Origin of the sequence: Caulobacter segnis (assembly GCF_029543125.1) — a bacterium.
GTDB classification, from domain to species: Bacteria; Pseudomonadota; Alphaproteobacteria; order Caulobacterales; family Caulobacteraceae; genus Caulobacter; species Caulobacter segnis_D.
In genome coordinates this window covers 447,330-469,463 of the sequence record NZ_JARQWW010000002.1, presented here as the reverse complement: position 1 = coordinate 469,463, position 22,134 = coordinate 447,330, and the positions used below count along the sequence as shown (strand labels likewise).

21 protein-coding genes and 1 tRNA gene are annotated in these 22,134 nt (G+C 67.5%); 11 read left to right on the top strand and 11 right to left on the bottom strand.

Translation table 11 applies throughout. The features are described 5' to 3' along the window. Positions 1 to 32: 32 nt before the first annotated feature. The 3 genes from P7B02_RS06945 (at position 33) to P7B02_RS06935 (ending at position 3,661) form a co-directional block, all read left to right on the top strand. Positions 33 to 1,619 (top strand): TolC family protein, encoded by a 1,587-nt coding sequence (locus P7B02_RS06945; RefSeq protein WP_277785595.1) that lies wholly within the window; start codon positions 33 to 35, stop codon positions 1,617 to 1,619. A gap of 60 nt (positions 1,620 to 1,679) precedes the next feature. Then, the gene (locus P7B02_RS06940) at positions 1,680 to 2,576 is read left to right on the top strand and encodes a phytanoyl-CoA dioxygenase family protein (protein ID WP_277785594.1); all 897 of its coding nucleotides are present in this window, start codon (positions 1,680 to 1,682) and stop codon (positions 2,574 to 2,576) included. A gap of 116 nt (positions 2,577 to 2,692) precedes the next feature. After that, positions 2,693 to 3,661 carry an aspartyl protease family protein gene (locus P7B02_RS06935; protein ID WP_277785593.1) on the top strand — a complete coding sequence of 323 codons (969 nt, stop codon included), beginning with the start codon at positions 2,693 to 2,695 and terminating at the stop codon, positions 3,659 to 3,661. Between the two features lie 51 nt (positions 3,662 to 3,712). Here the strand turns inward: P7B02_RS06935 and P7B02_RS06930 are convergent. Then, positions 3,713 to 3,787: transfer RNA gene (locus P7B02_RS06930), tRNA-Glu, on the bottom strand. A 229-nt stretch (positions 3,788 to 4,016) separates the two neighbouring features. Between P7B02_RS06930 and P7B02_RS06925 the strand changes: the two genes are divergently transcribed. Continuing rightward, positions 4,017 to 4,277 carry a hypothetical protein gene (locus tag P7B02_RS06925; protein WP_277785592.1) on the top strand — a complete coding sequence of 87 codons (261 nt, stop codon included), beginning with the start codon at positions 4,017 to 4,019 and terminating at the stop codon, positions 4,275 to 4,277. On the opposite strand, the gene P7B02_RS06920 is transcribed toward P7B02_RS06925, so the two are convergent. From P7B02_RS06920 to P7B02_RS06910, 3 genes are all read right to left on the bottom strand, one after another. Continuing rightward, positions 4,274 to 5,110, bottom strand: a complete 837-nt coding sequence (locus tag P7B02_RS06920; RefSeq protein WP_277785591.1) for a hypothetical protein — start codon at positions 5,108 to 5,110, stop codon at positions 4,274 to 4,276. The genes P7B02_RS06925 and P7B02_RS06920 overlap by 4 nt on opposite strands. Positions 5,111 to 5,220: 110 nt before the next feature. Then, entirely contained in the window at positions 5,221 to 7,191 is a 1,971-nt protein-coding gene (tkt, locus tag P7B02_RS06915; RefSeq protein ID WP_431355792.1) for a transketolase, read from the bottom strand. Between the two features lie 235 nt (positions 7,192 to 7,426). Then, entirely contained in the window at positions 7,427 to 7,735 is a 309-nt protein-coding gene (locus P7B02_RS06910; RefSeq protein WP_277785590.1) for a hypothetical protein, read from the bottom strand. Positions 7,736 to 7,859: 124 nt separating this feature from the next. Here P7B02_RS06910 and galU point away from each other — a divergent pair, with 124 nt between their 5' ends. From galU to P7B02_RS06875, 7 genes are all read left to right on the top strand, one after another. Next, a complete protein-coding gene (gene galU, locus P7B02_RS06905; protein ID WP_277785589.1) occupies positions 7,860 to 8,732 on the top strand; it encodes a UTP--glucose-1-phosphate uridylyltransferase GalU in 873 nt (290 codons plus the stop codon). Positions 8,733 to 8,790: 58 nt separating this feature from the next. Next, positions 8,791 to 9,342, top strand: coding sequence for a TetR/AcrR family transcriptional regulator (locus P7B02_RS06900; protein ID WP_277785588.1), 552 nt, complete (start codon positions 8,791 to 8,793; stop codon positions 9,340 to 9,342). Then, the gene (locus P7B02_RS06895; RefSeq protein WP_277785587.1) at positions 9,339 to 11,018 is read left to right on the top strand and encodes an MFS transporter; all 1,680 of its coding nucleotides are present in this window, start codon (positions 9,339 to 9,341) and stop codon (positions 11,016 to 11,018) included. The genes P7B02_RS06900 and P7B02_RS06895 overlap by 4 nt, the downstream gene beginning before the upstream one ends. Before the next feature lie 12 nt (positions 11,019 to 11,030). After that, on the top strand, positions 11,031 to 12,101 hold the full coding sequence (locus P7B02_RS06890; protein WP_277785586.1) for an HlyD family secretion protein: 1,071 nt from the start codon (positions 11,031 to 11,033) through the stop codon (positions 12,099 to 12,101). Positions 12,102 to 12,216: 115 nt separating this feature from the next. Continuing rightward, a complete protein-coding gene (locus tag P7B02_RS06885) occupies positions 12,217 to 12,435 on the top strand; it encodes a hypothetical protein (protein WP_277785585.1) in 219 nt (72 codons plus the stop codon). Positions 12,436 to 12,485: 50 nt separating this feature from the next. Then, positions 12,486 to 14,528, top strand: a complete 2,043-nt coding sequence (locus P7B02_RS06880; protein ID WP_277785584.1) for an NAD(+) synthase — start codon at positions 12,486 to 12,488, stop codon at positions 14,526 to 14,528. Between the two features lie 121 nt (positions 14,529 to 14,649). After that, complete coding sequence (locus P7B02_RS06875; RefSeq protein ID WP_277785583.1) at positions 14,650 to 15,963, top strand: mannose-1-phosphate guanylyltransferase/mannose-6-phosphate isomerase; 1,314 nt, start codon at positions 14,650 to 14,652, stop codon at positions 15,961 to 15,963. Between the two features lie 9 nt (positions 15,964 to 15,972). Here the strand turns inward: P7B02_RS06875 and P7B02_RS06870 are convergent, their stop codons facing one another. The 7 genes from P7B02_RS06870 to P7B02_RS06840 all read right to left on the bottom strand — a co-directional run bounded on the left by P7B02_RS06870 (position 15,973) and on the right by P7B02_RS06840 (position 22,112). Next, the gene (locus P7B02_RS06870; protein ID WP_277785582.1) at positions 15,973 to 16,398 is read right to left on the bottom strand and encodes a hypothetical protein; all 426 of its coding nucleotides are present in this window, start codon (positions 16,396 to 16,398) and stop codon (positions 15,973 to 15,975) included. A gap of 9 nt (positions 16,399 to 16,407) precedes the next feature. Beyond that, on the bottom strand, positions 16,408 to 16,530 hold the full coding sequence (locus P7B02_RS06865) for a hypothetical protein (RefSeq protein ID WP_277785581.1): 123 nt from the start codon (positions 16,528 to 16,530) through the stop codon (positions 16,408 to 16,410). Between the two features lie 61 nt (positions 16,531 to 16,591). Further along, a complete protein-coding gene (gene bcsB, locus P7B02_RS06860; RefSeq protein WP_277785580.1) occupies positions 16,592 to 18,694 on the bottom strand; it encodes a cellulose biosynthesis cyclic di-GMP-binding regulatory protein BcsB in 2,103 nt (700 codons plus the stop codon). Positions 18,695 to 19,073: 379 nt separating this feature from the next. After that, the gene (locus P7B02_RS06855; protein WP_277785579.1) at positions 19,074 to 19,373 is read right to left on the bottom strand and encodes a hypothetical protein; all 300 of its coding nucleotides are present in this window, start codon (positions 19,371 to 19,373) and stop codon (positions 19,074 to 19,076) included. Then, positions 19,370 to 20,386 (bottom strand): rhodanese-related sulfurtransferase, encoded by a 1,017-nt coding sequence (locus tag P7B02_RS06850; RefSeq protein WP_277785578.1) that lies wholly within the window; start codon positions 20,384 to 20,386, stop codon positions 19,370 to 19,372. Before P7B02_RS06850 ends, P7B02_RS06855 begins: the two co-directional genes overlap by 4 nt. A gap of 86 nt (positions 20,387 to 20,472) precedes the next feature. Next, entirely contained in the window at positions 20,473 to 20,874 is a 402-nt protein-coding gene (locus P7B02_RS06845) for a DUF6180 family protein (RefSeq protein WP_277785577.1), read from the bottom strand. An 80-nt stretch (positions 20,875 to 20,954) separates the two neighbouring features. Beyond that, the gene (locus tag P7B02_RS06840; protein WP_277785576.1) at positions 20,955 to 22,112 is read right to left on the bottom strand and encodes an AGE family epimerase/isomerase; all 1,158 of its coding nucleotides are present in this window, start codon (positions 22,110 to 22,112) and stop codon (positions 20,955 to 20,957) included. Positions 22,113 to 22,134: the final 22 nt, after the last annotated feature.

Below are 22,134 nucleotides of genomic sequence, written 5' to 3'. Positions count from 1 at the left end.
ACCGGCGGTCTTGGTGAGAGACGAAGACGGTGATGGTGAAGAAGCTTGCCCTATGCGCCTCGGCGCTGGCGCTCGTACTGGGAGCGATGGCGCCCGGCCTCGCCCTGGCCGACACCTTGGCCGAAGCGGTGGATCTGGCCTACCGGACGAACCCGCAAATCCTAGCTCAGCGCGCCGCGCTGAAGGCGCTCGACGAAAGCTACGTCCAGGCGCGGGCCGGCTTTGGCATGCAGGCCAGCGGCCAGGTCAGCAGCACCTACAACTACAACGAACGCGACGTTCCTGGCTCGATCCTGGCTCCGGCCGGCGAGCAGAAAGACAAGGACTACACCAGCAGTCGACAACTCGTTCTTGCCCAGCCCCTCTATACCGGCGGCCGATTGACAGCCCGGCTCAACACCGCTGAGGCCCAGATTAAGGCTGGGCGTGAGAGCCTGCGTCGCGCCGAATATGACCTTCTCACGCGCATCGTCTCCGCTTACGTCGGAGTTCGACGGGATGAAGCGATCCTGAGAGTCAGCGAAGAGTCCGCTCAGGCGCTGGCGAAGATGCTGCAGGACAGCAAAGATAAGTACTCAGTGCGTCAGGTGACTTTGACTGATGTGGAGCAGTCAACGCACCGTTACGCTGCGGCTCGCACGCAGGTCATCAACGCAAGAGCGCAATTGTCCGTCTCTCGTGCGCAGTACACTGCCATCATCGGCCAGGCGCCCGGGACCCTTGAACCTGAGCCCGACCTGGATGGGCTGCCGCCCACGCTCGATGAAGCCTTTGATCTTGCTGAGCTCAACAGCCCGCTGCTGCTGCAGTCGGCCTATACGGAAGCGGCGTCGCGTTCACGCATGGCCGAAGCCAAGGCCGGACGCATGCCGCAGGTCACCGGCCGTATAGATTGGTCGCGAGGCCCCGTGGCGCAGTATGATGACCGCCTTGGCCGGGTTGATAACTACACCGCCTCGGTGACGCTCACCCAGCCTCTGTTCACCAGTGGCCAAGTGTCCTCAGTGATCCGTCAAACGGTGCAGGAGAACACGCGCGACCAGCAACTCCTGGACGATGCTCGACGCAACACGGTGTTTGGCGTCTCACAGAGCTGGGACCAACTGACCCTCGCTCGCGACAGCCTAGTCTCGATTGAAGAGGAGATGCGCGCCGCGGCCGTGGCGCTCTACGGCGTTCGAGAAGAAGAACGCTTCGCCTTGCGCAGCACGATCGAAATTCTGAATGCTCAGCAAGAGCTGCTGCAGGCTCAGATCAACTTTCTGCGCACGCGGGCCAATGAGTACACCAGCCGTGTGCAGTTGTTGGCGACAACCGGCATGCTGCGGCCCGAGACTCTCTCGGCGACGACCTTCGCATACGACCCGACGCGCAACTTCAACAAGGTGAAGTGGAAAGGCGCCCTCCCGACCGAGATTGTCACGCACGTCCTTGACGCCGTGCGCCAGCCAGATCTTTCGACGCCGGTGGCGGGGGACACCACGCCGATCCGGCCGCAAAACTCGTCGCTTCCCAAAGAGCCGGTCGAGGCTGAAAAAGTCGCTCCACTGCCGTCGATCCTGGATCTTGGCGATCCAAAGGAGATCGAGCGGCCGCCAGCGACCGCGCCTAAGGATTAGGCGTCATGGGTCAGCGCTGGAACTTGGTTCAGCATGCTGTCGTAATTGGTCAGTGAGCCTATGACTGAAGCATCCGCTGAACACGCCTCCGTCGACGCCTCCAGCCTTGTTCGCGATCTCACCCGTGAAGAGTTTTGGCGCGAGACATTCCTGGGTCTGACCATTCACGACCTGCTAAGGGCCGAGTTCCCGCTCAATCCATTGAGCGATGCGTCCGCAGTTCTGGCTGACCAGAAGATGCGGCTGGAAGGCTACTTCCAGGACCGCGACGAGCAGCTTGTCGATCTCGCGGATCGGTTGTCGCATGCTATCGAGCACTGCGCACAGCTTGGCATCCCGCCGGTGTTCATCTTTCTATTCGATGAGGCTTGGGCCGCCTTCTATCGGCAGCATCAAATGCTCTCGAAGTTCCTAGGCCCCGATTGCCAGGTGCTTCCCGATTTTTGGGCTTGGCGCGTCGACCCTACTGCGGGGCAGGCCGGTTGGAAGCCACATCGCGACAAGGGCAGCGCGGCGCTGGCACCGGACGGAACGCCCTTGTCTTTGACCATGTGGGTGCCGCTCAACGAGGCCTCCCCTCTGAACGGCTGCATGTACCTACTGCCGGCGAACCGTGATCCGGTCTACGGGACGCCCCAGGACAAAAACTGGCAGATCGATCTCCCCTCGATCCGTGCGCTTCCAGGAGCGCCCGGCGATTACTTCATCTGGAACCAGGCGGTGCTCCACTGGGGCGGGCAGTCGAGCGCCTTCGCGCAGAAGCCTCGGATAAGCATGGCGCTGGAGTTTCAAAGGGCGGATGTCGCGCCGTTTAACAGGCCGTTGTTGGGCACATTGCCATTTTTGACGTTCCAAGACAGGCTGAAGCTGATCGCCAAGCAGATCACCCAGTACAAGCACATGTACCCGCTGCCCCCGGAGATGCAGGCGCTGGCGCAGAAGGTCCTGACTGGCTGACATCGTGCTGCGGCAGACACTCTGCGCCCTGATCGCGGCTTCAATCATTGTCAGGCGTGCCGACCAATCTTTTCGTCGGATGAGTGGATGAGCGCCGGGTATCAACGGGGGGGTCTTTGGTCACGCGACGAGCTCTGTTCGTTCAGCTGGGATTGGTCGGGGCGGGCTTTGCCGCCGCGTGGACGTTTCGGGAGCAGATCTGGAGCGCGCCGGACGTCGCGCCGCAAGGGGCTGCCCGGTCGTCCGGCTGGCTGCAGATCGCAGCGCCGCAGGCGGCGATCCTCACAATCGAAGGCCGCATAGGCCAGAACTTGGTCAGGGTGCTGGTCGACACCGGCGCCGAACGGTCTGTGATCCATGCGGGCACGGCAGATCGATTGGGCCTGAAGGTCGAGGCGGGGCTGCCCATGGCGGCGGTCGGTCTTGGCGGCGGAGTTGCGTTTGGAGGGCGCGCGCCCTTCGATTTGAGCTTGGGCGACCTTGACCTTGTCGGTCTGAACGCCACTAGGCTCGATCTTGGGCCGCTGGCTCAGGCAGGTCCGTTCAGGGCCGATGTCGTGCTCGGCCGCGACGCCCTCAGCGCCATGATCATCGAACTGGACCTGCCTAATCGTCGCCTTGCCCTATCGCTGTCGGCGCAAAGGCCGCGAGGGTTGCGCGCGCGCTTCGGCGGCGCACCACTGATGACCGAGGTTGACCTCGAGGGCCGGTCGCTAAGAGCGCTCGTCGACAGCGGCGCTTCCGGTTATCTGACGCTGTCACATACCAAGGCGGCCGAGTACGGCCTGCACGGGCGGGCGGGCCGCAATGACCAGAGCATCGTTCTGGGCGGGACTGTGCGCACACGCTCGGTGACGATCGACAGTCTCAAGATCGCCGGCCGCAACTTTGCGGATGTCAGCATCAACCTGCTTCCTCAACAACAGATCCCTGGAGCGCCCGACGCTATCGCCGGATTGGAATGCTTCCGTTCCGACCTGGTGACCCTGGACCTTGGCGCTGGCAGCATCGTCCGGCGCGTGTCGCAGAAGCGATCGACAGAAAGGCTTGATGTTCTTGAAGCGCCACTGATCGGTCGTCCCTGATCAGGGGCCGGGATTCGATGTCGCAATCCGATGTCGGGATCAACCCAGCGATGGCACTCCCTAGGGGAGTCGAACCCCTCTTCCCAGATTGAAAATCTGGTGTCCTAACCGATAGACGAAGGGAGCGCGTCGCGGTGGAGGCAGCCGTTTAGCGATGCTCGTCGACAAAGGCAACCGGCGGATTTGTCTTTTACGTGAATGTGTCGTCCGCATTGCAGCTTTATGGCGAACTTTCAGTGGTTTGGACCGGAAAGCTGTCATGATCGCAGCTTATTGCGACGCCCCGTGAACCTGTCGCGGGTTTCGGCGTTTGGTGCGCCGGGGCGTCAGGGCCTCGTCAGTCTCGAGCATTGTCGTGCCGCATATCATCATCGTCTCTCCGTCCGAACTCGGCTGGGTCGTTCAGGCGCCGGGCATGTCCGAGCCGCGCAGCTTCGGCTCCGGCGCGGTGGCGGAGCGGTTCGCGCGCGGGCTCGCCGCCGCGCCGGAGCTGTCGGGCGAAGGCGAGGTCTGGATTCGCGGCCGTGACGGCGCTCTGCTCGGCCGCTGGCGCGATGGCGGGCGCACGCCGGACCTGTCGGCGGCCGACGCGACCCTGAACGCCGCGGCCGCCTAACGTCCGCCGCTGAAATAGCCAGGGAGCACATACTCAGCGAAGCCGCAGGCCGGAACGCCGGGCGCGGCCTTCCTATGCTCGCCAAACGGCTCGGACAGGGCGGTGATGACCTCGGCCTTCACCGTCTCGTAGTCGGGTCCGGGAGTTGTTCGCGGCGCCACGAAGACCTTGACCGTGGTTCGGGTATGGCAGGCGTAGCGGTCCAACATCCAAGGGCGATCGGGGTTCTCGGGTTCAAGGCTGTCCAACTGGATGTTGTTGGTCAGCATGAGCGTCTGAGGCATGCCGCCGTCCTTAGGGACAGCCACGAACACAAACTTTCGCTTGAAAATGCCCTGATCGAGCAGGCCTTCGAAGCCTTGAACCAGGAAAGTGTCTGTTTTGAAGAGCTCCAGCGGCTTCATCTTGGCTGAGAGCGCTAAAAAGTGAGCCTGTAAAAGCACGACGAGCTGGCGTTTGGCCGCGTCGGTTTCGCCAAGCGCATTATGGGCGGCGATCACGGTCAACTGCTTGAACGGCCAGAGCGGGTGTTGTGGCGGCGCCGACGATGAGCCAGCCTCCTTGATCGCCTGGGCGAACTTGCCTTCACGAAGGGAGAGGTCCGCGGCGTAGATCGGCAGGGTCTGGGCCGCGGCGGGGTCATCCTTGCAAGGGCCGGCGGCGATGCTGTCGAGTTTCGTCCGCGCGTCCGCGAACGTTTGCTTCTCCATCGCCCGACCGACGACTGGCAACAGGGTGCGGAAGCCCTCCGCGCAGGCGGGCGTGATCTGAGCCCGCGCGGTCGCCGCGGGCTCCTGGGCCAGCCCGAACATAAGCAAGGCTGCAAGCAACATCGGGCCAGGTCCTTTTGCGACGAGAAGACCTTAACGTCCGGGCCCGACAAAGCGAACCCGCCGTCGCGGGGCGACGGCGGGCTGCGAAGTCTTCAGCTTGAGGGCTGGGCCTAGAGGCGGGTCTTGGCCGCGGCCGCCACGGCTTCGCCGGTGATCCCGAACTCCTGGTAGAGGCGCTCATAGGGGGCGCTGGCGCCAAAGCCGGTCATGCCGATGAACAGGCCGTCTTCGCCGATGAAGCGCTCCCAGCCAAACCGCACGCCGGCCTCGACGGCCACGCGCACCGCAGCGTCGCCGATCACCGCCTTGCGGTAGGCGGCGTCCTGCTTTTCGAACAGATCCCAGCAGGGGGTGGAGACCACGCGGGTCGGCACGCCTTCGGCCTGCAGCAGGTCGCGGGCCTTGACGGCCACCGACACCTCGGTGCCCGAGGCGAAGATGGTCACCTGAGCTGCGCCGCCTTCGGCGGCGGCCAGCTCATAGGCGCCCTTGGCGCAGAAGTTCTGGCTGATGTCGGTGCGCACCGCGGGTACCTTCTGGCGCGACAGGGCCATGAGCGACGGCGTCGCCTTCTGGGTCACGGCGATCTTCCAGCATTCGGCCGCCTCGATGGCGTCGGCAGGGCGGAAGACCAGCAGGCCGGGCATGGCGCGCAAGGAGGCCACATGCTCCACCGGCTGGTGGGTCGGACCGTCTTCGCCAAGGCCGATGGAGTCGTGGGTCATCACATGGATGGCCTTGGCGCCCATCAGCGCGCCAAGGCGGATGGCCGCGCGGCTGTAGTCGCTGAACACCAGGAAGGTGCCCGAATAGGGGATGACGCCGCCGTGCAGGGCCATGCCGTTCAGCGCCGCCGCCATGCCGAACTCGCGCACGCCGTAATGGACGTAGCGGCCGTCATAGTTGGGCGCGTCGAAGGGCAGCATGCCCTTGACGAAGGTGTTGTTGGAGCCGGTCAGGTCGGCCGAGCCGCCGATCATCTCCGGGATGGCCGGGACCAGCTGCGCCAGGGCCGAACCGGAGTGGACGCGCGTGGCGTCGGCCTTGCCGGTAGCGGCCATCTCAGCGATGTGGGCGTCGATGCGCTCTTCCCAGCCGGCCGGCAGTTCGCCGGACATGGCGCGCTTGAACTCGGCGGCCTTGTCCGAGGCGGCCAGGGCCTTCTCCCAGGCCTTGCGGGGCTTGGCGCCGCGCTTGCCGGCCTTCAGCCAGGCCTTGCCCACGTCTTCGGGGGTCTCGAACGGGCCGTGGGTCCAGCCCATGGCCTTGCGCGCCTCGGCGATCTCATCGTCGAACAGGGTGTAGCCGTGGCTGTGCGGATCGCCTTCCTTGCGGCCGGCGCCCTTGGAGATCAGCGTCTTGCAGGCGATCAGGGTCGGCTTGTCCTGACGCATGGCCCAGCGCAGGGCTCCGGCGATCTGGCCGTGGTTGTGACCGTCGATCTTCTTCACCGCCCAGCCGGCGGCCTTGAAGCGGGCCAGCTGGTCGCCGGTCTCGGCGATGGTCGCCTCGCCGTCGATGGTCGTGTTGTTGTCGTCGAACAGGACGGTCAGCTTGGACAGCTTCAGGCGGCCGGCCAGGCTGATGGCCTCATGGCTGACGCCTTCCATCAGGCAGCCGTCGCCGGCGATCACCCAGGTGCGGTGGTCCACCAGATCATCGCCGAAGCGGGCGGCCAGGTGACGCTCGGCCATGGCCATGCCGACGGCGGTGGCCAGGCCCTGGCCCAGGGGGCCGGTGGTGGTCTCGACGCCCGGGGTGTGGCCGTATTCCGGGTGGCCCGGGGTGGCGGAGCCCCATTGGCGGAAGGTCTTGATCTGCTCCATGGTCACCGCCTTGAAGCCGGTCAGGTGGAGCAGGCTGTACTGCAGCATCGACCCATGGCCCGCCGACAGCACGAAACGGTCGCGGTCGGCCCAATCCGGCTTGGCGGCGTCGAACTTCAGGAACTTGGTCCACAGCACGGTGGCCACGTCCGCCATGCCCATGCACATGCCCTGGTGGCCGGAGCGCGCCTTGTGGACGGCGTCCATCGACAACACGCGAATGGCGTCTGCCATGGTCGTGGGGGACACGGACATCAGAGGTTCTCGCTGCGCAGGTGATTTTGCCCGGCGCAGTCGCACGCGTGGGGGCGGGGGTCAACCCGCGCGGGCCTCTCGCAGGGATTCAATCGGCGAGCGGCCCGTGCAAGCCACGCCTAGCTGGAAGGCCTATTTGTCGGCCTGCATCCACTTCCCGCCAGGAGGCGGCCATGGCCAAGACCCTTATCGCGATGAGCTGCCTTTGCGCCTCGCTCGTCCTGATCGTCTTCTATTAGGAGCGGCTCACGTCCATGCCGAGCGTGGGGCCAAGGCCGTCCCGGTTCTCGCCGAACGGATTGGCCTGCGTTCTGCGCCGCGCCAGGGCCTCCAGCCGCCCGCGCAGATCGGCGTCCAGCGGCAGCGGGGCGGGCGCCTCGGGATCGTCGTCATCGCTCATGTCGTCCCGGGGCAGGCTCGCCGCCAGCACCTGGCGCAGCCGGTCGCCGAAGCGCTCGTCCTCCGGCGTTCCGGGCTGAGGCGGCCGCTCCAGCCAGGCCAGGACCTCTTCCAGGGCGGTTTCGTCATCAACGGCGGCGGTCATGGGGCTTCCCGATGCTGCGATTGTCACAAAGCAAGCGTGCGCCGCCCGTTATGAGTTCCTCCAGCCTCGCCAAGCCTGACGAGGGCCGTTAAACCAACTCCGTTCGGGGATTTGGAGGAATTCGATGAAGCCTGTCCGTAAAGCCGTCCTGCCGGTCGCCGGCCTTGGAACCCGCGTCCTGCCAGGGACCAAGACGACGCCCAAGGAACTGCTGAACGTCGTCGACAGGCCGATCCTGTCCTACATCGTCGCCGAGGGCCGCGCCGCCGGCATCGAGCACTTCGTCTTCGTCACCGGCCGCTCAAAGGGCGCCATCGAGGACTACTTCGATCACCAGGTCGAGCTGGAGGCGCAGCTGGAGGCCAAGGGCAAGACCGCCATCCTCAAGCAGCTCCGGGACGAGCTGCCCAAGGCCGGCGAGATGAGCTTCGTGCGCCAGATGCAGCCCCTGGGCCTGGGCCACGCCGTGTGGTGCGCCCGCGACATCATCGGCGACGAGCCCTTCGCCGTCCTGCTGCCCGACGTGATCATCGACGGCGAGCCGGGCGCCCTGAGCCAGCTGGTCGATGTCTATAACCGCGTGGGCGGCAACATCGTCGCCGTCGAGCAGGTGCCCATGGAGGACACCCACAAGTACGGCGTGGTCGCCCCGAGCAAGATCGACGGCCGCCTGGCCACCATGTCGGGCATGGTCGAGAAGCCGCCGCAAGGCACGGCCCCCTCCAACCTGTCCATCGCCGGCCGCTACATCCTGCAGCCGGAAATCTTCGGCCTGCTGGCCGCCCAGGAGAAGGGCGCGGGCAACGAGATCCAGCTCACGGACTCCATGGCCCGCCTGATGGGCGTGCAGGACTTCCACGCCTACGAATATGAAGGCGCGACCTATGACTGCGGCGACAAGATCGGCCTGCTGCGCGCCAATGTCGGCCTGGCCCTGAAGCGCCCGGAACTGGCCGCCGGCGCCCGCGCCGCGGTCGAGGCCCTGCTCAAGGCCTGATCGACTTTTCCGAACCTTCGGCTTGATTAAGTGGACACTCGTGTCCACTTAATCGGCCATGACACGCCCCCTTCGCCAGGACGCCGCCCGCCGTCGCGCCCATATTCTTGAAGCGGCGCGGACGGTTTTCGCGGAATCGGGGCTGGAAGCGCCCCTCGACCTGATCGCCGAGCGCGCGGGGGTCGGGCGCGCCACCCTCTATCGCAACTTCGCCGACCGCTATGTCCTGGCCCTGGCGGTGTTCATCGACCAGCTGGAGCAGTTGGCGCAGCGCACGCGCGCGCTGGGCGATGATCCGCAGGCCTTCTTCGCCTTCATCGAGGACCTCGCCGAATTGCAGGTGCGCAACGCGGGCCTCGCGGCCGCCCTGCGCGCCCCAAGCTCCGCCGAGATGCTGGCCCAGCTGCGCCGGACCCTGGTGGAGGCCGGCGGTCCGCCCCTGGCCCGCGCACAGGCCGCGGGCCTGGTCCGATCCGACCTTGGGCCCGAGGATATCCGCGCCATCGCCCTGATGCTCAGCTCCGCCGCCAATGCGGTGGGAACTGATCCCCGGGCCATGAGTCAAAGAGCGCGTATGATTGTTCTGGAGGGGCTCAGGACCCGCTCATGAGCAGAGGTCACCACCTTCCCTGGGCCGAGTATTTCGCCACGCTGCAGCCGCACGAGCGGCCGCAGTTTCCGGGCTCGCCCGCCACGCCGGATCATCCCGCCGCGCGCCGCATGGCCTACGCCGCCGTCGGCGTGCTCGTGGCCATCACCGGCAGCCTCGGCAATGCGGTGGTGACCGCCAACCTGCCGCAGCTGGCCGGCGCGCTCGGCGCCACGACGGCGGAGGCCGCCTGGCTGCCGGTGGTGTTCGTCATGACCAACGCCTGCATGAACCTGCTGCTGATCAAGTTTCGCATGCAGTACGGGCTTCAGCTGTTCACCCGGATGATCCTGGGCGTCTTCGTCCTGGTCAGCATCGGCAACCTGTTCATCAGCAGCTTCACCTCGGCGATCGTCCTGCGTGCCGTGGCCGGCATGTGCGCCGCGGGCATGTCGACGCTCGGCTTCCTCTATCTGATCCAGGCCTTCCCGGCCGCGCATCGGCTGAAGGGGCTGATCATCGGCATCGGCCTGAGCAGCTTCGCCCTGCCCCTGGCGCGGATCTTCTCCAGCCATCTGCTGGACCTCGACCAGTGGCGGGCGATGCATCTGTTCGAGCTGGGCATGGCCCTGGCCTCGCTGGCGGCGGTGTTCGCCCTGCGGCTGCCGCCGTCGGAGCGGCTGAGGGCCTATGACCGTCTGGATTTTGTGACCTTCGCCCTCTTCGCGCCGGGCGTGGCCATGTTGTGCGCGGTGCTGGGCCTGGGCCGCATCGTCTGGTGGACGGAGGCGGCCTGGATCGGCTGGGCCCTGGCCGGGTCGATGATCCTGCTGTCGGCGGCCCTGATCATCGAGTTCAACCGCAAGCATCCGCTGATCAACCTGCACTGGATGGCCAGCGGCGACATCATCCGGCTGGTCCTGGCGATCCTTCTGGTCCGCATCGTGCTGTCGGAGCAGACCTCCGGCGCCGTGGGCTTCCTGCAGCAGATGGGCCTGGGCCCTGATCAGATGCACGGCCTGTTCTGGGTGATCCTGGCGGCCATGATCGCCGGCACCCTGACCAGCGCCTTCACCCTGAACGTGACCAAGCTGAACAAGCCGATCGCCATCGCGCTCGCCCTGATCGCCGTGGGCGCCTTCATCGACAGCCACGCCACCGTCCTGACGCGGCCGCAGAACCTCTTTCTCACCCAAAGCCTGCTGGCCTTCGCCTCGGCCTTCTTCATCGGTCCGGCCCTGCTGATCGGCATCTCCCAGGTGATGGCCAAGGGGGCGCAGAACCTCGTGAGCTTCATCGTCCTGTTCTCGATCGCCCAGAACGTCGGCGGCCTGGCCGGCGGCGCCATCGTCGGCACGGTCCAGACTCTTCGCGAGAAGTTCCACTCCAGCCAACTGACTGAGGCGGTGAACCTCGGCGACCCGCAGGTGGTGCTGCGCCTGCAACAGCTGTCCGGCGCCTACGCCCGGGTCGTGGTCGATCCCGCCGCCCGCAATCTCGAAGGCATGAAGCTGCTCAGCCAGCAGATCGCCCAGCAAGCCAACGTCCTCGCCTACAACGACGTCTTCCTGCTCATCGCCGCCGCCGCTGCTGCGGGATCTGTGTGGGTGACGATCGTCCACCTGCGCCCGCGCATCGCGGCGCGCCGCGCCGCCGCCAAGGAAGCGGCGGAGGCCGCCACCGATGCGGCCGCCTGACGGAAAACAATCATGACAGACACCCCTGCCACCCCTGCCACCCCCGCCACGCCCCGCCGCAAGGTGCTCTGGACCATCGTCCTGGCCGCCGTCGGCCTGCTGGGCGCCATCCTCATCCTCTACGCCTGGAAGCTGCCGCCGTTCTCCGGCGCGGTGCAGACCACGGACAACGCCTACGTCCGGGGGCAGGTGACGGTGATCAGCCCGCAGGTGACCGGCTATGTCACGGCGGTCCCGGTGCAGGACTTCCAGACGGTGACCCAAGGCCAGGTCCTGGCCACCATCGATGACCGCATCTATCGCCAGCGGCTGGAGCAGGCGCAGGCCGCGCTGCATGCGGCCAAAGCCAATCTGGCCAATTCCGCCCAGGCCCAGTCCTCGGCGCGGGGCGGCGTGGCGCAGAGCGCGGCGGGCGTGGCCGGTGCGGAGGCGCAGGCGGTGCGCGCCCGCGCCGACGCCAGACGCGCCCAGACCCTGTTCGAAGGCGGATGGGTGGCCCAGGCCCAGGTGGACATCACCCGCGCGGCCCTGCGCGCGGCGGAGGCCCAGGTGGCCCAGGCCCGCGCCCAGCAATCCATCGCCGGGACCGGCGTCGCCACCGCGGTGGTCAATCGCGAGGCGTTGGAGGCGGCCGTGGAGAACGCTGAAGCCCAGGTGTCCCTCGCCCGCATCGATCTTCAAAACACCCGCATTGTCGCGCCGCGCGCCGGCAAGCTGGGCGAGGTCAGCGTCCGCCTGGGGCAGCAGGTCGCGGTGGGCGCCCAACTGATGGCGCTGGTGCCCGACCGAATCTGGGTCACGGCCAATCTGAAGGAGACCCAGATGAAACGGGTCCGGGTCGGCCAGCCGGCTGAGCTGTCGGTGGACGCACTCGACACCACCTTGCACGGGCGGGTGGAGCGCATCGCTCCGGCCACGGGTTCGGAGTTCAGCGTCATCCGTCCGGACAACGCCACCGGCAACTTCACTAAGGTGGCGCAGCGCCTGCCGGTGCGCATCGCCCTTGACCCCGGTCAGCCGGGTCTCGACCGTCTCAGCCCAGGCATGTCGGTGGTCGCGCGCATTGATACCGGCGGTCACTAGGGAACTTACGGTATTGCGACGTCATTCCCTGCGTGGAAGTTTTGCGACAGCGAACTCTTTTCGCGCCTGCGAGAAAGTGGTTAGCTGAACCTTAATGAAGGCGGAGGCTCCGATGATGAGCGCAACCCTGAGCGACACGACCGAGGTTCGGCTGGCGCACGTCGAGGACGAAGCGCGCCTGTCGCAGTTCATCCAGGGTTTCCTCTCCGAGAACGGCTATCCCTTCATCATGGTCCACGCCGACGGCGCGGGCGGCCGCAAGGTGATGTTCGAGGACGCCTCCATCAGCCGCCGCTTCCGCGTTCTTTGGCGCCGCGCTTCGCGGCACGCGTGAACATGAACCTCGTTAGGGCTTTTTGACGCTATGGCGTTAGAAGAGGGCCCATGGCGATCCAGACCTCCGACCTGCCCTTCCTGAACCCCTACCGTCACGGATTCGTGCGGGTGGCCACCTGCGTGCCCAAGGTGCGGCTGGCCGACCCGGCGGCGAACGCTAGGTCGGTCCTGGAGCTGGTGAAGCAGGGCCAAGCCCAGGGCGTCGCCCTGATGGCGTTCCCGGAGCTAGGCCTCACCGGCTATTCCATCGACGACCTGCACCATCAGGACGTCCTGCTGGACGCGGTGGAGGAGGCCCTGGCCGAACTGGCCAGGGCCAGCAACACCCTGTCGCCGATCTTCGTGGTGGGCGCGCCGCTGCGTGACGGGCCGCGTCTGTTCAACTGCGCCATCGCCATCGGCGGCGGCCGCGTCCTGGGCGCCATCCCCAAGAGCTTTCTGCCCAACTATCGCGAGTTCTACGAGAAGCGCTGGTTCTCCAGCGGCGCCGGCGTCTCGGATCAGACCTTGACCGTCGCGGGCCATGACATCCCGTTTGGGTCGGACCTAGTCTTCAAGGTTGAAGGTGTTCAGCCCTTCACTTTCCACGCCGAGATCTGCGAGGACTTCTGGACGCCGTCTCCGCCGAGCACGGCCGCCGCCCTGGCGGGGGCCGAAATCCTGCTCAATCTCTCGGCCTCCAGCGTGGTCATCGGCAAGTCGGAGACCCGGCGTCTGCTCTGCGCCTCTCAGTCCGCGCGATGCCTGGCGGCGTATGTCTACGCCGCCGCCGGAGCGGGCGAATCCTCCACCGACTTGGCGTGGGACGGTCACGGCGACATCTGGGAGCTTGGCGCCCTGCTCGCCCAGACCGAACGGTTCGCCGCCACGGCCAATCTGGCGGTCGCCGACATCGATGTCGCCCGCATCCGGCAGGAGCGTTTCCGGCAGGGCAGTTTCGGCGACGCCGCCGAAGCCGCGCAGCACTACTTCCGCCAGGCGCGCGCAGGCTTCGAGCCCCCGGCGGGCGAGCTTGCCCTGGCGCGGCCTGTCGAGCGGTTTCCCTTCACCCCATCCGATCCGGCCAAGCTGCGGGAGAACTGCTACGAGGCCTACAACATCCAGGTCCAGGGCCTCGCCCGGCGGATCGAGGCGTCGGGTCTCAGGAAGCTGGTCATCGGCATTTCGGGGGGCCTGGACTCCACCCAAGCCCTGATCGTCGCCGCCAAGGCCATGGATCAGATGGGCTTGCCGCGCGCCAACATCCTCGGCTTCACCATGCCGGGCTTCGCCACCAGCGACCGGACCAAGAACAACGCCCATGCCCTGATGAAGGCGTTCGGCGTCACCGGCCAGGAGCTCGACATCCGGCCGGCGGCCAAGCAGATGCTGGCCGATCTCGGCCACCCCTTCGCCGAGGGGGAGCCGGTCTATGACGTGACGTTCGAGAACGTGCAGGCGGGCCTGCGCACGGACTACCTGTTCCGCCTGGCCAACCATCACGGCGGCCTGGTGGTGGGCACCGGCGATCTGTCGGAGCTGGCGCTCGGCTGGTGCACCTACGGCGTCGGCGACCATATGAGCCACTACAACCCCAACAGCGGGGCGCCCAAGACCCTGATCCAGCACCTCATCCGCTTCGTGGCCCATTCCGGCGACGTGGACGCCGCCACCGCGGCGCTGCTGGAGGACATCCTCGGCACCGAGATTTCGCCGGAGCTGGTGCCGGGAGAGAAGACCCAGTCGACGGAAAGCTTCGTCGGCCCCTACGCCCTTCAGGACTTCAATCTCTATTACCTGTCGCGGTTCGGCATGGCGCCGTCCAAGATCGCCTATCTGGCCCTGAACGCCTGGGGCGACGCCGCCAAGGGCGGTTGGCCCGCCAACACGCCGCCAGCGTCGCGCGTCGCCTACGACCTGCCCACCATCAAGGGGTGGCTGGAGCTGTTCCTCAGGCGGTTCTTCGCCAACCAGTTCAAGCGCTCGGCCGTGCCCAACGGGCCGAAGATCGCCTCGGGGGGCGCCCTTTCGCCGCGCGGCGACTGGCGGATGCCGTCGGACGCCCAGGCCGATGCATGGCTGGCCGAACTGCAGGCGAACGTCCCAGGCTGAGGCCGGAATGTCGGCATTGCGGCTTCCCAAGGCCAAGCTTTAGTTTAAACGCAAGTTCGGCCGGGAACGGCGAGGCTTCCGGCGCGTTCGGGAAGCCTGTTCGGGAGGCTGTGTATATTCCATGTCGCTTTATCCGGTGATCCTCTGCGGCGGTTCTGGCACGCGCCTTTGGCCGGCCTCGCGTCCTGACCGTCCCAAGCAGTTCCTCAAGCTGATCGGCGAGAGCTCGTCTTACCAGGAGACCTTGAAGCGCCTGCGCGAGATGCCGGGCGCCGAGGAGCCGGTGATCGTCACCGGCCGCAACATGCTGGAGCAGGTGCTGCGCCAGGCCGCCGAGATCGGCGTGCGGGTGACCGTGCTGGTGGAGCCGGAGGCCCGCGACAGCGGCCCGGCCATCGCCGCCGCCGCCGCCTATGTCCAGACCCTGGCGCCCAAGGGCGTCATGCTGATGCTCGCCGCCGACCACCACATCGCCGAATCCGAGATCTTCCAGCAGGCGGCCGCGGTGGCGGCCAAGGCGGCCGCCGACGGCCACATCGTCACCTTCGGCGTCGAGCCCACCGACCCGGCCACCGGCTACGGCTACATCCGCCCCGGCGAGACGTTGGAGGGCGGCGTTCAGCGCGTGGACGCCTTCGTCGAGAAGCCGGACCGCAAGACCGCCGAGAAGTACCTGGCGGAAGGTTACCTCTGGAACAGCGGCAACTTCGCCTTCCGCGCCGACGTGCTGATGGAGGAGATGGCCGAGTTCGAGCCCACCATCGCTCAGGCCGCCCGCGAGTCGGTCGACTGGGGGCGCCGTGACGGCCAGGCCCTGTGGCTGGACCGCGACACCTTCGCCGGCGCGGCCAAGAAATCCCTCGACTTCGCTGTCATGGAGCGCACCCGCAAGGCGGCCGTGGCGCCGGCGGGCTTCACCTGGTCGGATCTCGGCGCTTGGGACGCCATCTGGGACGCCTCGCCGCGCGATGAGGCGGGCAACAGCGCCAGCGGCGACGTGCAGCTGATCCGCACCGAAGGCGTGCTCGCCCGCTCCAACGGCCCCTTCGTGGGCGCCATCGGCGTCACCGACCTGTTGATCGTGGCCGAGCCTGACGCGGTGCTGGTCTGCCGCCGCGACGACGCCCAGAGCGTCAAGACCCTCGTCGACAAGCTGAAGGAGGGCGGGCGTCACATCGTCCAGCGCCACCTGATCAGCGCCAGCGGCGGCGTGGCCAAGCAGCCGGTGACTAAGGAGAACGGCGCCGAGGTGGAAATCTGGCGCCTGGACGACCAGGCCGCCGCCGTCCTGCCCGCAGGCACCGTCCAGGTGCTGGCGGGCAAGATCGAGGGCGAGCCCAAGCGCCACAAGAGCGGCGACCGCTTCGACCTCGACGGCCCCATGAGCGTCCGCGCCAAGGGCGGGGCCACTTTGCTCGTCACCCGCTGGCTGTAGAGCCTTCGATCAGGCCGGGCGGCAGTAGCCTTCCCGGCCAGCGATCACGATCAGGCAATCCGTCCGGTCGGCGAGATACTTGAACCCCGTCTCGGCGCCCGTGCCGAAGCGGATCGTCTCCTGTGCGCCGTTCCGCTCGAACCGGATCACGTCTCCGTCCAGGCGGCCCACATAGTCGGCCTGAGTGTCGAGATTGTCCTTCAGCGTCATGGCGAGCGTCCCCGCCTCCGCGCCCGGCTTGATGTCGAGGAACAGGCCTTCGGGACCGTTCCAGCGGCCCAGCCAGCGGCTGGTGTCCGCGACCGGCGGGGGCGTGGTCGGGGCCGCGGCCGTCGGCTGCGCGGGCGCCGCGGCGCTGCTCTGCGCCTTCTCCTCGGCGGGCTCCCCGCAAGCGGCGAGCGTCAGGGTGAGAGCGGCGGCGAGGATCAGTCTCATGGGCGGGCCTCAGGCGACGTGTTGAAGGATGGCGACAGCGGCCAGCGCGAAGAGCGAGACCGTGGTGAAATCGGCCACCGCATCGGACACCCTGTCAGGGTCGAGGCCCAGGTTCCGGATCAACGTGCTCATGAAGAAGCAAACGTGGTCCGCGGGGGAAGGTTCTCCGCCGCGGACCAGAGCTCTTGACCGCCTACTCGTTCAGACGGCGCTTCTCGAGGGCCTTGTAGAACAGGAACACCGGGCCCGACAGGATCAGGGCCGCGCCCACGAAGCCCATGGCCAGCAGCAGCGGATTGCGGCTGAACCACCACAGCACGAAGATCAGCGGCGACAGAGTCCCGCGCCAGAAAATCGGGCCGACCCGATAACCCTTCACCCCGTCGGCGGCGTCGGCCGTCAGGTCGCCCTGAACCTTGAAGATGTTGCTGGGCGCGGTCAGGCGGGCAAGCGTGCCCGGAAGGGAGCCGGGTTCGGACGACAGCACGGCCACCACCACACGACGGCCGCCATAGGGTGAGCGGAAGCTGGCCAGGCCGCGGAAGTCCTGGCCGTCGAGAACGCCGTCGGCGCCCTTGCCCCCGAACAGGCGGGTCAGGCCGTCCAGAAGCTGGGCGCGGCGGGCCAAGCCGCTCTGGGTCGGGCTGAACGGGCTCTTGGAGAACAGCTCCGCATGACCGGCGGCCATGGCGGTGGAGCCGATCAGCAGCACGTCCTTGTCTTTCAGGACCGAGGCGTCGGAGCTGCGGGTCACCGTCAGGCGGGTGGCCGCTACGCCCGTGGATTCGGCCGCCTGGCCGATGATCGAGAACAGCGTCTCAAGCTCGCCCGGCGTGGGGTTGCCGGCAAGGACCACGGCCGTCTCGGACAGGTCCGCCATGCGGGTGAAGGGGAAGATCGAACCGGTGAAATAGGCCAGGTTCGGCAGGCTGCCGAAGTGCGCGGCGCCGGTCAGGTCGATGGTGCTGTCCGGGTCGATGCCGCTGCGCAGATTGACCGGCAGCTCGCCCTTACAGTTCCCCACCGTCTTGGGAATGATGTTGAAATAGAGGTTCAGCTCGTTCTGGCCGAAGAGCATGTAGGACGGCAGATCGACCTTGGCTTCCTTGAAGGTGAAGTAGCCGGGCACGCGGTCCACGAAGACATCGGCGCGGGTGCTGTCCCGGAAACCCAGGGATTTGACGTAGGTGCCGTTCAGCGAGACGTCGAGCCGCGAGGCGGAGAGGTTCAGCCATTCGCCGTCGCCGAAGCGGTAGCGCAGCTTCAGCCGCGCCACATTGTTCGGCCAAAGAAACAGGTCCGGGGCGGTGCGGATCGGCACGATGACCGGCGCGCCGGAGCCGACGATCTGCATGGCGCTCTGATCCGCCAGCTCGCCGAAGCGCACGGGCCGGTCGGTGCGCAGCCAGCGCGGCGCGTCATAGGGTTTGCGCTCGCGAAGGGTGGGCGCGGTGGTCGTGGCGCCGCCCCCGCGCAGGGAGATGGAGCCAAGGGCCAGGGTGCGGCCGGCGGTCAGCAGTTGCTCACGGTCGCGCCCCAGCACCAGCAGAAGGGTCGAGCCCGGCGCCGCGGGGTTCTCCACCAGGCGCAGGGTCGGCTCGTTCACCGGGCCCACGGCGTAGCCGCCCACCGTCTCGTTGGAGGTGGCGAAGACCACGCCGTTGCCCGCCGGCAGCGAGCCGATCGCCACGGGAAAGCGGAAGTGCTGATAGTCCGCGGCCAGGGCGAAATAGGAGGCGACGGCGGCCGCCGACTGCAGCGCCTCGTCGCTGGGCGGGCCGCCGAAGGCGAAGGGCACGTTCAGGCCGCCGGGGAGACCTTCGAAGAACGGCGCCGGCAGGCGCGCCAGCTCCAGGCGGGGCGCGCCCCTGGTGGTGGTGATGCTGAGGCGCGAGGCGCGGGTGTCGATCTCCGCCCACAGGGACGGATGCAGCGGGTTCTCGCACCCGCGCGTGTAATGGCCCAGGAAGCGCAGGTTCAGGCGGTTGCGCGGCTTGAACAGCGCCGGATCCACGGGGATGTCGATGGTCATGCCCGCCGCGCCGCTGCCGTCCAGGCGCACCGCGCTGATGACCTCGTCGTTGATGTACACCACCAGCTGCGACAGGTCGGTCAGCATGGCGGTGGAGTGGGTGAGGCGAAGACGCAGGTTCGAAGCGGTGACCCGGGCGTCGGACGGCAGGTTGAACGGGACCGAGAACTCCCCGTCGACGCTGATCATCCGCAGCGGATTCTTGATCTCCAGATCGGCGAGGCTGAAGGACTGGACGTCCGGCGGCAGGGGCGCGTCGACCAAGGGCCCCAACTGCACCTGCGCCGGGGCGTAGGTGGCGCTGACGGCATTCGTGCCCAGCGGTTGCGGGCCCGCCGACGGGGCGGGGGGCGGCGCAGCGGGCGTGGCTTGCGCCAAAGCGGCAGGGGCGGGAGGGGCTTGGCCGGGGGCGACGGGCGCGCGCGCCGGAGCCGCCGCGGCGCGCGGGGCGGGCCCTTGCGACGCCGGCGCCTGAGCTTCGGCGGGAAGGAGGAGGAGAAGGGCGCCCGAAAGACCCAGGGCGATGCTTCTGGCGGCTCTGCGAATCAGCTTGCGGCTCCCCAACTTTGCTGTGCAGCCCTGGCCTACCAGCGATCGGAAGGCGATGCGATGCAAGGTCGCGGCGCCCGCTCCGTTTGGCAAGCTATCGCGTCATCCAGCGACGTGGAGGCTTTTCGCCCAGGAGTTTAACTTCGCCCGCCGCCAGGCCGTAGGTCTTCATGGCGAAAAGGCTGATGGGATTGACCGCCTGGACCGGTTCGCGCCCGTCGGAAGGGCTGGAGGCCAAGGGGCCGTCCTGGGTGGCGCGGTCCACGCAGGTCCATTCGGCCTTGCCCTGGTCGGGATGGCCCACGGCGAAATAACGCTGGACCAGTTTCTTGCCCGGCCCTTCGGTCATCACGGCGATCAGCCAGCCGCCGGTGATCAGATGGTCCTGGTTCACGCCTTCTGCGCCTTCATTCGGGCGGTCCGCTCGGCCGCGGCGCGCCTGGCTTCGAGCTTGGCGGCGTGACGGGCCTTGGCCTCGGGCGTGGTGACGCCCAGGTGCGTCATGCCCAGCTTGGCGGTGTGACGCATCTGGCGCATGCGCTCCGCGTAGCGTTCGCGCCGCCCGTCATCGCGCCGGCCGTGGCAGGCAGGACAGCTCACGCCCTCGACATAGAGCGGCGAAGCGCGGTCGGCGGCGCTCACCGGCATGCGGCAGCCGTGGCAAAGCGTGTGCTCGCCGACCTCCAGCCCGTGCTTCACCGCCGTGCGCTGATCGAAGACGAAGCATTCGCCGCGCCAAGCGCTGGCCGCCTGCGGCACGGTCTCCAGATACTTCAAAATGCCGCCCTTGAGGTGGAAGACCTCCTCGACGCCTTCGGCCTTGAGAAAAGCGGTGGCCTTCTCGCAGCGAATGCCGCCGGTGCAGAACATGGCGACCTTGGGCTTGGCCTCGCCCCATCCTTGGCGAAACGCCCGGAACCACGCCGGGAAGTCGCTGAAACTGTCGGTCTTCGGATCCACCGCGCCCTCGAAGGTTCCGATGGCGACCTCATAGGCGTTGCGGGTGTCGATCAGCACCACGTCCGGCTGAGCGATCAGAGCGTTCCAGTCGGCCGGATCCACATGGGTCCCGGCGTCGCGTGCGGCGTCGATCCCCGGCACGCCCAGGGTGACGATCTCCTTCTTCAGCCGCACCTTCATGCGCAAGAAGGGCATGGTCCGCGCGTAAGAGTCCTTGAAGTCGATCCCGCCGCAGCCGGGCAGGGCGCGGATGTGCTCGAGCACGGCGTCGATGGCTTCAGGCGCGCCGGCGATGGTGCCGTTGATCCCTTCGTTCGCCAGCAGCAGCGTGCCCTTCACATCCAGCGAGCAGCACAGCCTGGCCAGAGGCCCGCGCACCGCTTCGAGGTCGTCGAAGGGGGTGAAATGATAGAGGGCGGTCACGCGGACAGGCGCGGGGGAGGTCATGGCCGAGCCCATATGCCCCCGGGCCCTTCACGGCAAGAACAGCATGGCGGGGAGGGCGGGCGCCCGCCCCGCCGGACTGTCCGCGATCAGCGCCTTGCAGCCGCCAGGATCGCGCCGTGCACCTTGTCGGCGACACGGGCGGCGGCGGGGCTCTGCGGCCGATTATAGTCGATGGCCTGCACCACGAAGGCGGTCTTCTGGTCGACCGCGATGCAATAGACGATCAGCGACGCGCCGCCCGCGTTCGGGCCCGACGCGAAGACGGCCAGCTGGCCCGGATAGCGGTTCTCGACGGCGGCCGCATAACCCAGGGCGGCGGACTCGCGTTTGGCGGTGTCGATGCATGTCGACAAGCTGAGCTTGGCGGCCGCTGAGCGCTCCACGCGATACTCAAGGCCGAACTTCGACGCTGCCGCCCAGCTGGCGGAGGCGGGAAGACAAAGCGCGCAGCCTGCGAGCGCCAGACCGGCGAGTTTCAGCGACTTCATGGGTTTCCTCACGACGGGCGACGGCCCCGGGCAGGCGTTCAACGCGCAAGCCCTGAAAAAGAAACCCGGTCTCGAGGAGCTCAGCCGGCGCGCGCCTTCACCGCGCGGTCGAACTCGGCGATGGCCAGGACGATGTGATAGAGCGAGCTGGCGGGGGCGGGCTCGTCCACGAACGTGCCGTCAGGCTGCATACGGTCGCGGTAGAGTCCGGGAACGGGCGTGTCGAAATACTTGAGCAGCCCTTGCGCCCCGGCGCTGGCCACATCCCACCAGGAATCGTCGCCGGTCAGTTCGGCGGCCAGGACGCCGGCCTTGATGCGCTCCGTCTGGGCCCACAGGCGCGCCGACAGGTCGTGCGGCGTCATGTCGTCCAGCAGCGAGAAGAAGGCGACGCCGCGTTGCGGGTCGACGCCGGGCCCCTCGCCGATGCGGATCATGCGCAGGGCCGCCTCGATGGCGTTGGGGTGGGCCGCCAGACTGCCCCAACGCATCAATAGCCAGCCCCACTCGAACTGGTGCCCGGGCTCGAGGATTCGACCATCCACGCCGGGGGCGGGGTTCCAGTCGCCGTCGTAATACTCGCGCACGCCGCCGGTCTTCGGATCCACGAACCGGCTGAAGGCCAGGTTGGCGATCTCGTCGGCCAGGACGCGCCACTGGGCGTCGCCGCCGGCCTCGTCCCATTCCAGGCAGGCCTCGAACAGGTGCATGTGCGGATTGGACAGCAGGGGCGTGACTCGCGGCGAGTCTTCCTCGAAGCCGGCCACGGGATGCTTGCGCTCGGCGATCAGCGCGTCGCGCAGGGTGACGGCGATGTCCCGCAGGCGCGCCTCGCCGGTCAGACGATAGGCGACCGCGAGTCCGTAGATCGCGAACGCCTGGTCATAGAGGACCACGCTGTCATCCTTCGGCTCGCCGTCGGCGCCGACCAGGGTGCGGACAAGGCCGTCAGGGCGCAGATAGCGGCCCAGGAAGAAATCGAGGCCGTGGGCCACGGCGGCGTCCGCCGGCCCGGTCCAACCCAGCGTCTTGGCGGCGGCGAAGGCGTAAATCTGACGCGGCTGCACGCGCGCGCGGCGCGGGGCCTCGACCGGCGTGCCGTCCTGGTTGATCTTCTCGAAGAACCCGCCGCGCAGATGGTCCGCGCCGACCTCCCACCAGATCGGGTAGGCGTCGTTCAACAGCCAGGCCCTCAGTTCGCCGCACAGCTTGGCGGCCTTGGCGAAGGCGTCGGACATGGTGGCGCTCCAAGCTATGCTG

Bases quoted from the DNA above. Each gene is read 5' to 3' on its own strand.
- P7B02_RS06945 (WP_277785595.1), top strand. From the start codon at position 33: ATGGTGAAGAAGCTTGCCCTATGCGCCTCGGCGCTGGCGCTCGTACTG.
- P7B02_RS06940 (WP_277785594.1), top strand. From the start codon at position 1,680: ATGACTGAAGCATCCGCTGAACACGCCTCCGTCGACGCCTCCAGCCTT.
- P7B02_RS06920 (WP_277785591.1), bottom strand. From the start codon at position 5,110: ATGTTGCTTGCAGCCTTGCTTATGTTCGGGCTGGCCCAGGAGCCCGCG.
- tkt (WP_431355792.1), bottom strand. From the start codon at position 7,191: ATGTCCGTGTCCCCCACGACCATGGCAGACGCCATTCGCGTGTTGTCG.
- P7B02_RS06910 (WP_277785590.1), bottom strand. From the start codon at position 7,735: ATGACCGCCGCCGTTGATGACGAAACCGCCCTGGAAGAGGTCCTGGCC.
- galU (WP_277785589.1), top strand. From the start codon at position 7,860: ATGAAGCCTGTCCGTAAAGCCGTCCTGCCGGTCGCCGGCCTTGGAACC.
- P7B02_RS06900 (WP_277785588.1), top strand. From the start codon at position 8,791: ATGACACGCCCCCTTCGCCAGGACGCCGCCCGCCGTCGCGCCCATATT.
- P7B02_RS06895 (WP_277785587.1), top strand. From the start codon at position 9,339: ATGAGCAGAGGTCACCACCTTCCCTGGGCCGAGTATTTCGCCACGCTG.
- P7B02_RS06890 (WP_277785586.1), top strand. From the start codon at position 11,031: ATGACAGACACCCCTGCCACCCCTGCCACCCCCGCCACGCCCCGCCGC.
- P7B02_RS06885 (WP_277785585.1), top strand. From the start codon at position 12,217: ATGAGCGCAACCCTGAGCGACACGACCGAGGTTCGGCTGGCGCACGTC.
- P7B02_RS06880 (WP_277785584.1), top strand. From the start codon at position 12,486: ATGGCGATCCAGACCTCCGACCTGCCCTTCCTGAACCCCTACCGTCAC.
- P7B02_RS06875 (WP_277785583.1), top strand. From the start codon at position 14,650: ATGTCGCTTTATCCGGTGATCCTCTGCGGCGGTTCTGGCACGCGCCTT.
- P7B02_RS06870 (WP_277785582.1), bottom strand. From the start codon at position 16,398: ATGAGACTGATCCTCGCCGCCGCTCTCACCCTGACGCTCGCCGCTTGC.
- P7B02_RS06865 (WP_277785581.1), bottom strand. From the start codon at position 16,530: ATGAGCACGTTGATCCGGAACCTGGGCCTCGACCCTGACAGGGTGTCC.
- P7B02_RS06850 (WP_277785578.1), bottom strand. From the start codon at position 20,386: ATGACCTCCCCCGCGCCTGTCCGCGTGACCGCCCTCTATCATTTCACC.
- P7B02_RS06845 (WP_277785577.1), bottom strand. From the start codon at position 20,874: ATGAAGTCGCTGAAACTCGCCGGTCTGGCGCTCGCAGGCTGCGCGCTT.
- P7B02_RS06840 (WP_277785576.1), bottom strand. From the start codon at position 22,112: ATGTCCGACGCCTTCGCCAAGGCCGCCAAGCTGTGCGGCGAACTGAGG.